We start from the raw sequence: 11,650 nt of genomic DNA on the forward strand, positions 1-11,650 counted from the left end.
AAAAAACACATTTTAAAAAAAGAATTGACAGCAAAGTATTTATACGTAATAATTAATAGAATAAAAATTACGGTTACCTTTAATCCAGTCCAGTGAGGCTGGCAAGGTGGAACAGATTAGGTCTGTTATAGGAAGAAACCTACGAGAATATCTACGGTTTCTTCTTTCCATGAAACACCTTGCCATTTAAAGGCAAGGTGTTTTTTTCTTGGTTCCTAGGTAACTCGTTAACTCAAGGGGGAAATATAGATGGCAACTTATCGTGAAATTAAGGTAGATGAACGTCTGCCAATATTAAAGAGCCTACCGCTCAGCTTTCAACATTTATTTGCAATGTTTGGATCCACCGTGCTGGTCCCTGTTTTGTTTGGGGTTAATCCAGCCACTATTTTGCTTATGAACGGTATTGGCACATTAATTTACTTATATATAACCAAAGGAAAAATTCCAGCATACTTGGGCTCAAGCTTTGCTTTTCTCTCACCTGTAATGGTCGTATTAGGCAATTATGCTGGGGGTGAGGGATATAGCTATGTTCTCGGTGGATTCCTCGCAGTAGGGATTGTATTGACATTGGTTGCCTTCATTGTGAAATTGGTCGGAACAAGCTGGATTGACGTCATTTTCCCTCCAGCAGCAATGGGGGCAATCGTGGCAGTTATTGGACTTGAGCTTGTTCCTACAGCAGCTGAAATGGCAGGATGGATTGCCCCAGCAGATGCTGGAGCTGATTGGACGATGGATATGAATGTGGCAATTGTTGCATTATTAACGCTTGCTATTACGATTGTCTGCTGGGTTACACTCCGTGGATTTTTAAAAATCATTCCAATTTTAATCGGAATTATTGCTGGTTATATTATTGCATACTTCTTCGGCCTAGTTGATTTTACACCTGTGAAGGAGGCTGCTTGGATTTCATTACCCGATTTTTACCAAATGAAGTTTGACTGGTCAGCAATCGTAGTTATTCTTCCTGCGGCACTCGTGCTCATTCCAGAGCATATCGGTCATTTATTTGTAACAAGTAATATTGTAAAAAAGGACCTGGCAAAAGACCCTGGCCTTGACCGCTCATTAGCTGGAAACGGGATCTCCACTATTATTTCTAGCTTTTTTGGTTCTACACCGAATACAACGTATGGTGAAAATATTGGTGTACTTGCAATTACACGTGTTTATTCAACTTGGATCATTGGTATAGCAGCAGTTATTGCAGTGGTTCTATCTTTCGTCGGAAAGCTGGCGGCATTAATCTCTTCCATCCCTGCTCCCGTTATGGGTGGTATCTCACTATTACTATTTGGTATTATTGCAGCAAGTGGTCTACGGATGCTAGTTGAAGCAAAAGTGGATTATAATCGATCAACCAATTTAATTCTCACCTGTGTGGTATTAGTTATTGGAATTAGTGGAGTAACAATACAAATAGGTGAAGTTGCCTTAAAAGGAATGGGACTAGCAACGATTGTAGCAATCCTCTTAGGAATATTCTTCAAATTGCTAGAAACTTTCAACCTATCAAATGAAGAAAAATAATAGATGAAATAAAGCAAGCAGGCTGTTAAGTTTTTCAGCCTGCTTGCTTTTATTAATAAAACGATTTATTTGAAATCCATTTTCCAACTATAGTAGTCTTTCTCAGCATTTTTTTCATAGGTTAGATAGGCATTAAACTTTTTACCCTTTTTACTTGTTAATCCTTTTATAAAAGCTTTCCGCTTTGTTAGTAAATTTTTCACTAATGTTTTCGTAGGTTTCTTTCGCATTGCAGCTAAATACTTGTCATTTTTCCAAATGATAAAGTTGCAGCCTTTTTTCCATTTATTACAGGCAAAACCCATGTAAACTTCTGTGACAGTTTCTCCACATTCTGGGCATTTCCCTAGTGGTTCATTGGAAATCTTGGCAGGAGTGATTTCATTAATAATCTCACTTTCATCCGCCTTTATCTGATTAACAGAACTTGTTGTAAACTGTGAAATCACCTGAAGGAATTCCTGCTTGCTTTCATTCCCCTTTTGAATATCTGCCAGTGACTTTTCCAGGCGACCTGTAAACTCTAGGTCAAACAATTGCTTTACTGGGAAGGTTTCTACAAGAGTCTTTCCCAGCTTTGTACAAGTTAGGTTTTTCTGTTGTGCTGTTATATATCCTACATCTTTCAGTTTTTTTATTGTTTCAGCCCGTGTGGCTGCTGTACCAATACTAAAACCATCTAAAACTGCCTCCACATCTGCTTCACCGTCTGATTCTTCCTTTATGTGCTTGCCGCAAGTCTCCATCACTCGTAGTAATGTCCGCTCTGTATGCTGTTTTGGTGGCTTTGTTACATGCTTGGTAACTTCCGATTTTATCACTGACACGGAAGCCCCCTGCTCTAACAGTGGCAATAAAGTATCCTTGGAAACTATCTTTTCAACCTTTTTCCAGCCTTCTATAAGCTGCACTTTACCTTTGGTGTGAAACTTGGCTTCTAGTTCCGCAATAGTGGTTTCCAACTTCGTTTCTTCATATTCCGCTATAGGCATGAACTGCATAATAAAGCGATTTTTAATTGCCGTATAAACAACTCGCTCATCAGCTGTCAGACGTTTCGGAAGCAAGTACGTTGGTGTAATGGCACTGTGACTTTCCACTTTTGCATTATTAAATATGCGTTTCGTCTTTCGGAAAGTTATTTCGTCTTTATAAGGTAGTTCTTGTATATGATTATCCAATACTTTTTTCATTTTCCCTGTAAGACTTTCTTCTAATGCAATGCTGGAAGTTCTTGGATATGTAATATACTTTTTTTCATATAGAGATTGTGCTACCTTAAGAACCTTATCAGAAGTCCACCCGTTAAATTTGTTGGTTATATAACCTTGCAAGTTTGATAGATTAAATAGAAATGGAGGAAATTCTTTTTTCTTTTCCACTTGCTTATTTGTTACACTTCCTTCTTTTCCTTCTAAAACACGTTGGAATTCATCAAGTGCACTTCGTTCCTTAAACTTCTCCTGTTTTCCTTTTTTATATGTTCCAGTGTATTCTTTTCCGTCTTTTGTATGAAATGTCGCATGTAGCTTAAAGTAATCTTCAGCAACAAAGGATTCTATCTCTTTGTCACGGTCGTAAATAATTTTCAAAGTAGGCAAAAGAACTCGTCCTATATTAAGCGCCTTCCCTTTCCCTTTTTGATACTTTAATGTCGCTACAGAAGTAAGATTAATTCCGATCATCCAGTCTGCCCATTGTCTACTAATTCCTGCATCTCTTAATGGTTTCATCAAATCATTTTGCTTCACTTCTTCTAATCCCTTAACAACTTCTGCAGGTGTCCACTCGTTTAAAAGTAGACGGTAAACGGTTTTGTTGGGTTTACTGCCTCTATAAATAATACTATCACCAATCAACTGACCTTCCCTGTCATAATCACATGCTGAGATAATCGCTTCTACATCATTTCTCTTCATTAAACGATGTATTAATTTTAATTGCTTAGCAGCTCCGCCGTCTGTCTGACTTCTGTTACGAGGGTTGCTTTTCACTTTGTATTTCAATTGAGGAGGAATAAAGGGGAAGTTGTCCATTTTCCAACGTGCCATTTTGCTGTCATAATCCTTTGCATCATAGAGCTCTACTAAATGGCCGAACGCCCAGGTAATGATATAGCCGGAACCTTCAAAATAACCATCATTTTTTGTTTTCACTTTTAAAGCATCTGCTATATTCTTTGCAACAGATGGTTTTTCTGTAAGAATTAACTTCAATATAAATCACCTTTTTTCAAATTATTGGGGGTTTATTACTGGAGAGAAGTATCGGAGCGATTAACCTATTATACTATATATCTATTATGAGTGATAGCCACAATACCCGTTTACAAATAAGAGTTGTTTTTCTCTCTTTAAACGTACAAAAAAACAGCTCAATTAAAAGCTGTCTTTCTGTGAATGTTTGTTTACTTACTTAATTTTTTGGTTAGCGGGTACACTCCCACGCTTTGGATAATGAGTGATAATAGAATGGCTGCAAAAGTTAGGGAAATAAGCATGCTACTTCCATTATTCTGTGCCTCTAATCCCATTAATAATGCTACTGACATGGTTCCTTTAATGCCTGTCCATGCTATTAATGTGGCATCCTTCCCAGAGAAGTCATTTCTCCATTTCGGGACCCCTTTAAATGTGGCCAGAAGGACAATATAGCGAGCCAACACGGATACTACGAAAATGAGAAAGGCAAGCCCCCAGCCATTAAATTGTAAATAATCAGCGGATTGGACACCAATCATCAAAAATAATATAGCCAGGACACTTGGTTCAACGATATCCCAAAAACCATTTAAAGAACTTCGGAAATGTCCCTCTTTAATGTTTCTACCAAACTCATAGGACAACATTAATCCTGCTGTAACGGTAGATAACACACCAGAAACGCCGATCCCTTCTCCTATATAGAAGCTTCCGTATGCCACGATAATACTTAGCATGACTTGATATTCTCGATGGTGTGTAAAATGCACTAGCTTGCTCATTAACCAACCAAAAATCGCTCCTATTGCAACACCTCCAAGGGCTACATAAAGGAACTCCGTGACAAAAGACCCGATAGAAAAACCAGTTTGATGCAGGTACATCTCTAAAAACACTGTAAATAAGACGATACTTGTCCCATCATTTAGTAAAGATTCCCCTTCTACAATATCGGCGATCTTCTCGTCACTAGATGACTTTTTTAATATCGAGACAACAGAAACAGGATCTGTTGGCGCTAAAATTGATGCTACCAGTAAGGAAGCTGTCAAGGAGAGAGAGACAAAGAAATTACCAATGAAATAAATAGATATTCCAAGTACTCCGACAGTTAGTAGTAACCCTAGTGTACCTAAACTTCCAATTACCCACTTATTTTCCCTTAATGTTTTAACAGGAAATCGGTATGCCGATGTAAATAGCAAGGCTGGTAAGAACACCATAAAAATGAGTTCCTTTGAGATTGATAAACTACTGAAATATGGAATAAATGAAAGACCGATTCCTAGTAAAACAAGTATAATTGGAACCGGAAAAAATTTTTGTTTTTTGTCTAACGAAAAAACGATATAGCCAATTACTAATAAGATTAATAGTTGATGGGTGTTCATCTTGCAAAATCTCCTTCTTATTTCTTACCAAAATAGAATAAACCTACTACTGCTCCAAGAAGGCACATTACGACTGACACGATTAAAAATGGTATTGCTCCAAATTGGAAGATGAGTGGGACAGATAGGGCCGTTACAAGGCCTCCCCCTAGGAATGGTTCGTATATAAGCTGCTTGTACCCAAATCCTTCAAAAGATGGAGATTTTCCGTCAGGATCCGCGACACGCATAAGGAGTAAACCAGTTGCAGTGATACCCATTGATTGTCCAAAATCACCGATCCCACGTTCAAACCAATAGGAAGGTATAATCCGCGGAGCCAAGAATAAGAACCCGAGCACGTTCCAGGCGATACCTACTCCTGCTAGTAATAAGAATGGGACAAAATATTCCCCAATAACATCTAGAGAAACCGTTCCAATAGCAGTTAGGATTAAAATATCTAGGGAGAATCCTTGTATTCGATTAATCATTCTACGATCTAGGATCTCAGTTTGGTCGAACTTGCTAAAAATAACTTGAATGATTATTCCCCCGATCATCGCTAATGGGAACAATGGAATATACGTCATAAATTCAGAATCTGTCGCTGCTCCCCATGATACACTTTCTAAACCAATTAGCCCTTGTAAAATTAGCCAGCCTACTAGTATTGCAAGCCCCACCATAGCAAAATGTAAGGATAGTGGTTCAATTGATTCTGGTCTGACCGTCATATTAGCAGCAGGTTCTCTGTTCTGGAATTCCATAACTCCTTTTTTACGGAGACTGGAAAAATCCTCTACATCTTTTATTATCTCTGTTTTTTTCCTTCTTACGGCCCAATTAATCAGAAAGATACCAATTAATACACCAGAAAGCACCCCAACTGTTGCTAGACCTATCGCCAGATCATAAGCCTCCGAAAAGCCTAGATCTTCAAAAGTCCCTGCCATACCAGCTGCTGTTCCGTGACCTCCTTCAAATGCAACTTCAATTAAAGCTCCTGCCATTGGAGGAATATCAAAGAAAGGTGTAAGCACAAGTATAGTAAGTAGAACACCTATCACATATTGTCCCCACCCTATTGTCCACCCAAAGGCAAGTTGTGGTCCACCGTAATTCCAAACTTTGGATAAAGTTGGAATAGTTGCACCAAGGAATAAGGTAGCAAATACAATGTTAATCATTAATCCAGGTAGTGCTCCCCACACTTCCATTACTTCTCCTGTCATAATGCCGTTTATCCAAAAGGAATCTTCACCTGTAAAGTTCCCAAGAATTCTTCCTAATACTTCTGGGCCCATTAATAAAGCTAGAAAACCACCTATAATGGACGAAGGAAGAAATAAATTCTGTAGCCATTTAACACGCATGCGGATCCATTTACCTATAAGTAGAAAGAAAGCTAGATATAGTAATGTAAAGCCAATTTGATCTGGTGTCATGTTTCCAGCTCCTTTTTTCGCTTAGTTGTTTGTTTTTTCCCTCCTTAAAAATTTCTCAAACACAACTTAAAATATAAAAAAACTCTCTATCTTCTAAGCAGAGAGTTTTTTATATGTTTCTATTTGGTATCAGGGTCGGGCAGATCATCTGACTTGCGCATTGCCCATGCTGGTGTATTAAAAAGATAAGGAGGAGCCGGTGGAAGGTGCGGTGCTGGGGCAAACGCAACAGGTCTATCAACATAATTAAAAGTACCACAGCCATCCATACTCGGTCCATGCGCCCATCTACCTTCAGCACTTGCGTCTCCTTGTGAGAAGTTAAATAATGTATAGGCGACCTGCTGTACCTCTAGTTCTCGAGGGAAAGTACTTGGGACGACGATGTTTTCTTTTTCTTCCAGCTCTTTAATTGCAGCATACCACTGATTTTGATGGGCAGTATCTCGTGCTATAAGCCAAGATAATGTATTTCTAACTCCACTATCATTCGTCATCTCATATAAGCGAGCAACCTGAAGCCTTCCCATTGACTCTGCCATTAAATTGGCTCGAAAATCTGCAATCAAGTTACCACTTGCTCCAATATAACTAGCTGTCCAGCGATTACCCACACTATCTACCGGCATTGCTCCTAACCCTGAGACAATGGCATGCTGTGGATTAGAACCGCCCAATATAGCAGCTACAACTGGATCATCCACAGCATCATCTAATTCTATATCTGGAGCGTTATCCAGAAGACGTGCAATTAATGTTGCTAGCATTTCCACGTGTGCTATTTCCTCTGTTCCGATATCCATTAATAAATCCTTGTATTTCCCATTCCCTCTTACGTTCCACCCTTGGAATAAGTACTGCATCATAACCGAAATTTCACCATATTGGCCGCCTAGAACTTCTTGTAGCTTTTTAGCAAAAACAGGATCCGGACGATCAGGCTTGGCATGATACTGTAAATCTTTAACGTGATAAAACACTCCACTCACATCCTTTTTAGTTTCACAATAGGCGAATATCCGCCCCTTTTAGATGGTATGCGGATAGCTAGGCCATTGTTCCATAAAATTTATACAGAAGTAGGAGTGCTCGTTAATATGTATGTATTCAATGAGGTCGGTTTGTCAGCTTTGAATGTCGTTTTATCCTCCATATTGCTGTCTTATCTGCCTCGAGCTGGCATCTCGATCAAGAGACATATTAATTGATGATGATCATTTCACAATTGACCAATAAACATTAAAATACTCCCACTTTCTTGGATTAAAGTGGGAGTTTCTAACTTGAATTAAGATAGGAGGGTAGGGTAGCGGGAGTTCAGTTTCTTCCCCAAATACTTCGCTACCTCCAGCATTCCATAGGTGCCATACTCGGCTTCCGCATCAGCATTATAATTTGTATTTGTATTAATATCGTACGTATATATCTCACCGTGCTCATCTTCTATAAATTCAATTCCTGCTATTTGGATGTCGTTTCCTGCTAGCACTTGTTTATATTTTTCTAGAACAGAATGTGAGAAACCTTGTCTCACCTGAAATTTGGCGGGTTTTTCTTGTTCTTCTGCAGGGCAAAATAAATCTTCGATAGTACATGCATCTGCCGGGCAAAGTTCAAATCCTTCTGATGTATCAACCCTTACTGCATAAACAAATTCCCCGCCTACAAATTCACATCTCGTGATAAAAGAATCTGGTGACTGAATATATTCCTGTATTAGCGTGACACCGTCAACTGGTTCTTCAAAACCTTCCCCTTCTACATATTCCTGCAAGGCTTTGACTGAATGAAATAATTGAACACCAAGTCCCTTCCCAGCTCTATTATGCTTTGTAATGAAAGGTTTTCCTGCAAAGCTTTCGGCTACTTCAATCAATTTTCCCTTCCCCACTGCAGCCGTTGTCTTTGGTGTACGGACTCCGTATTTTTCCAGCTCCAAATATTGCTTCACCTTACTAAGCTCTAGATCAAGTGCCCTGCTCCCATTCACAACGGTCCTGCCGTGATGTTCAAGCCAGGATAACACGGCACTTGTCAGCTCTGGAGAAAAGCGGTTTCCCCTTGTGTGAGATGATGCGCTCATTCGATTATAAAAAATGCCTTCAGGCGGTTCAGCAGCCAGATCAACCTCCCCACTCGTTAGTAGCCAATCCTCATAGGGAATCGCTAATTCTTCAAGTCGTTTAAATAAATGTGTCGTCCATTCTTCATTTTCATGAATGACATATAATTTCGTCATGATTACATCTCCTATCCTCTGCTTAGTAACGCTTTTTTCAATTCATCGACCTTTGGCATAACGTTTTTGGCGAAGTTTTCTAGCTCCTCCAATTGCGGAGAGCATTGCAACAATAATAGATCCACTCCAGCTTCTTCATATGCTATAATTTGCTCGGCTATTTGCTTTGGTGTCCCTACAAGATTTGGACGTAGACCCCTGTTCGATACGGAATAATCCTGCAGTTTGACCTGCTGTTCCAGTTGTGACATTGTTGTAAAGTCCTGAAATCCAGCATATGCATCCGATTCTTTTACAGTTGTAATTCTCTCAAGCTCTTGTAATGCCTCTTCTTCTGTTTCACGACAGATGACATAAGCGGCCATGCCAAACGACTGGAGGGGTTCCTTACCTGTATGCTCTCTCCGCTCTTTCATATCGTTTATTTTTTGTCTCGCTTCTTCTACTGTATGGCCATGCATGACATAGGCATCACAATACGTGGAAATAACCTCTTTTCCTTTGTCACTTTCACCCCCTGCATACAACACTGGGTTTGGTCGTTGGACAGGTTTTGGTGAAAGCTTTGTATTTTCAATTTGATAAAATTTTCCATTGTAGGAGAACGACTCTTCCGTCCACAACCCTTTTAACACCTCAAGAAATTCTTCTGTTCTCTCATAACGGGCATCATGCTCAGTAAATTCTGCTCCATATTGCTTCGCTTCCTCTGCCCACCAGCCGGATACGACATTTAATGTAAAACGCCCATTGCTAATATGATCAATGTTGGCCGCCATTTTGGCTGTAACAGCGGGATTATGAAAGACAGGACGAACGGCCGTCATAATCTCTATTTTTTCGGTTACAGCAGCTAGTGCTGCCGCCGTTGACCATGCTTCAATTGAATCTTCTTTTGTCCCTTTAATATCATTTAAATAGAGTTCAGCAATTAATGTCGTGTCATAGCCCCACTTTTCTGCTGACTGAATTATTTGCTTTGCATAATCAAAAGTTGGTGGCATTTTCTCATCTTCTACATTACGTAGCCAACCTCCAAAAATCGGTAACCAAAATCCATATCTCATCTTCCCCACTCCTATTCCCCAAAATTGAAAACAAATGAAAACAAAAAAACTCTTTCCTGAAGAAAAGAGTTGAATTCAAATAGAACTTCCTCCTCTTATCTTCCAAGCAATTGCTTGGTGGAATTGGCACAGTATCTGACTAAACAGACCTGTTGCCGAGGCTTCAAAGGGCCATATCCCTCCACCTCTCTGGATAAGAAACATCCTTATTTAATTATTACTTTCTAGATTAGAACAAAATGTTTGAACTGTCAATAAATTAAATCATCCGAGAGAAAACCGAGACTTAAGGTATTTTCACCATAATACGAACAAGCCTATCTTCCACCTCTTTTGCAACTTCTTCATCAAGCACATTATTAATCATAATAGAAAAAATATAATTTTCCCCTGAAAGGGTCTGTAAATAACCAGATAGTGTAGTTACTCCAAAGATTGTTCCTGTTTTAGCTTCAACCTGGACGTCTCCCAATCGATTCCTTAGTGTGCCCCCAACCATTTTTTCTGTCTCCCCTGCTACAGGGAGTGCATTCTTGAAGGCAGGAAACCACGGCTTATCCTGTACGATGAAAAGTAGTTTACTCAGTTCGTTTGCTGGAATGAGATTGACATGAGAAATGCCCGATCCATCTCTAATCAATAAAGTACTTTGATTTAACCCAAGCTTTTCTAGCTCCTCTTCCATAACCTCAAGCCCTTTTTCCCAGCTGCCCTCCTTGTTGACATGCTTTCCCATTTCTTTAACAAGAACTTCCCCGTGCACATTGTTGCTCAGCTTCATAAACGGTACAAGCAACTCTTTTATTGGTATAGATTTGTTTTGAATGAGGAGAGAACCTTTTTCCGGTGCTTTCCCTATCTTCACTTCTCCAGACCAAGTGATACCTTTTGCTTGAAGGGCATCCTGAAAGAGGGCCATGGCATAGCTTGTCGGATCCCATACGGCCATATATTCTTTCACCGTTTCTGCCCCAGCTGGAACGGTGCCCGTAAGCGTGATTTCGTTTGACCCATGTTCTCGCTCCACAGTTAAATCCTCTTCCATATCGTTGGGACTTGTCTCAGCTCGGTTATGTATTGTTACATAGTTTGTATCAGGTGACACGGTTACGAGTGGCTTCTCCCCTGGCTCTGTACTTGGTGTTATATGAAGCGTAACACTTCCCGCATCATAGTCTTGGTCAGGTGAGGCAGTCAGCGCCGAAATTTGCGCCCCGTAATGAAACGATTCGTCGCTCCAAATTAAATCCGGGGAAAGGCGTGCGTTATCATACCAAGTATCATCTCCAATAAGATCGCCCTCAACATGGGTGATCCCTAGGTTTTGTAGCCGCTCTGCGAAACCAGCGAAATCTTCAGGTGTCAATGTCGGATCGCCTTTTCCTACAAGGTAAAGGTTCCCTTCTAACTGTTCAACTCTTTGAACGCCGTCCGTCTTTATTTCGGTAGGAAAGGTATAGTCTTCTCCAAGAATTTCTAATGCTGCCGCTGCTGTTAAAAGTTTCATATTGGATGCTGGACGAAGTCTTGTATCTCCATGTTTTCCATATAGAAGCTTGCCAGATTTAGCATCCCGCACACTCATCCCAACTAATGCACCATTCAACATTGGTTCTGTTTCTATTATGCTATCCAAACGCTGTTTCATTGTCCCCCGCTCCTCTATCGCATGTACTTTTTTATCTATGGGCACAGAAGCAACTAAGCAAAAGATGAGCAAGAGCATCCATACACGGCTGACATTTCTTGTTAACATCATGTAAGCACCTCTTACATTTTATTGATC

The 11,650-nt window shown here is 39.9% G+C and carries 8 protein-coding genes and 1 riboswitch; of the genes, 1 reads left to right on the plus strand and 7 read right to left on the minus strand.

The genetic code is table 11. The annotated features are described in order from the left end of the window. The first annotated feature begins 249 nt into the window (after nt 1-249). Nucleotides 250-1,539 carry a uracil permease gene (gene uraA / locus BN985_RS13450; RefSeq protein ID WP_042223992.1) on the plus strand — a complete coding sequence of 430 codons (1,290 nt, stop codon included), beginning with the start codon at nt 250-252 and terminating at the stop codon, nt 1,537-1,539. A gap of 65 nt (nt 1,540-1,604) precedes the next feature. On the opposite strand, the gene BN985_RS13455 is transcribed toward uraA, so the two are convergent. The 7 genes from BN985_RS13455 to dacB form a co-directional block, all read right to left on the minus strand. After that, nucleotides 1,605-3,755: a type IA DNA topoisomerase gene (locus tag BN985_RS13455; RefSeq protein ID WP_042223993.1), complete on the minus strand. Its 2,151-nt coding sequence runs from the start codon at nt 3,753-3,755 to the stop codon at nt 1,605-1,607. 191 nt (nt 3,756-3,946) lie between these two features. Next, nucleotides 3,947-5,131, minus strand: a complete 1,185-nt coding sequence (locus BN985_RS13460) for a cation:proton antiporter (protein WP_042223995.1) — start codon at nt 5,129-5,131, stop codon at nt 3,947-3,949. 17 nt (nt 5,132-5,148) lie between these two features. After that, nucleotides 5,149-6,558, minus strand: coding sequence for a sodium/glutamate symporter (locus BN985_RS13465; RefSeq protein WP_042223996.1), 1,410 nt, complete (start codon nt 6,556-6,558; stop codon nt 5,149-5,151). 119 nt (nt 6,559-6,677) lie between these two features. Beyond that, the gene (locus BN985_RS13470) at nt 6,678-7,538 is read right to left on the minus strand and encodes a manganese catalase family protein (protein ID WP_042223998.1); all 861 of its coding nucleotides are present in this window, start codon (nt 7,536-7,538) and stop codon (nt 6,678-6,680) included. A 308-nt stretch (nt 7,539-7,846) separates the two neighbouring features. After that, nucleotides 7,847-8,797, minus strand: a complete 951-nt coding sequence (locus tag BN985_RS13475) for an ATP-grasp domain-containing protein (RefSeq protein ID WP_042224001.1) — start codon at nt 8,795-8,797, stop codon at nt 7,847-7,849. 11 nt (nt 8,798-8,808) lie between these two features. After that, nucleotides 8,809-9,864: an LLM class flavin-dependent oxidoreductase gene (locus tag BN985_RS13480; RefSeq protein ID WP_042224003.1), complete on the minus strand. Its 1,056-nt coding sequence runs from the start codon at nt 9,862-9,864 to the stop codon at nt 8,809-8,811. Nucleotides 9,865-9,956: 92 nt separating this feature from the next. Next, a riboswitch (SAM riboswitch) is annotated at nt 9,957-10,064 on the minus strand. Between the two features lie 86 nt (nt 10,065-10,150). Beyond that, the gene (dacB, locus tag BN985_RS13485) at nt 10,151-11,623 is read right to left on the minus strand and encodes a D-alanyl-D-alanine carboxypeptidase/D-alanyl-D-alanine endopeptidase (protein WP_042224005.1); all 1,473 of its coding nucleotides are present in this window, start codon (nt 11,621-11,623) and stop codon (nt 10,151-10,153) included. Nucleotides 11,624-11,650 lie beyond the last annotated feature (27 nt).

Source organism: Oceanobacillus manasiensis (assembly GCF_000724085.1).
GTDB classification, from domain to species: Bacteria; Bacillota; Bacilli; order Bacillales; family Amphibacillaceae; genus Oceanobacillus_B; species Oceanobacillus_B manasiensis.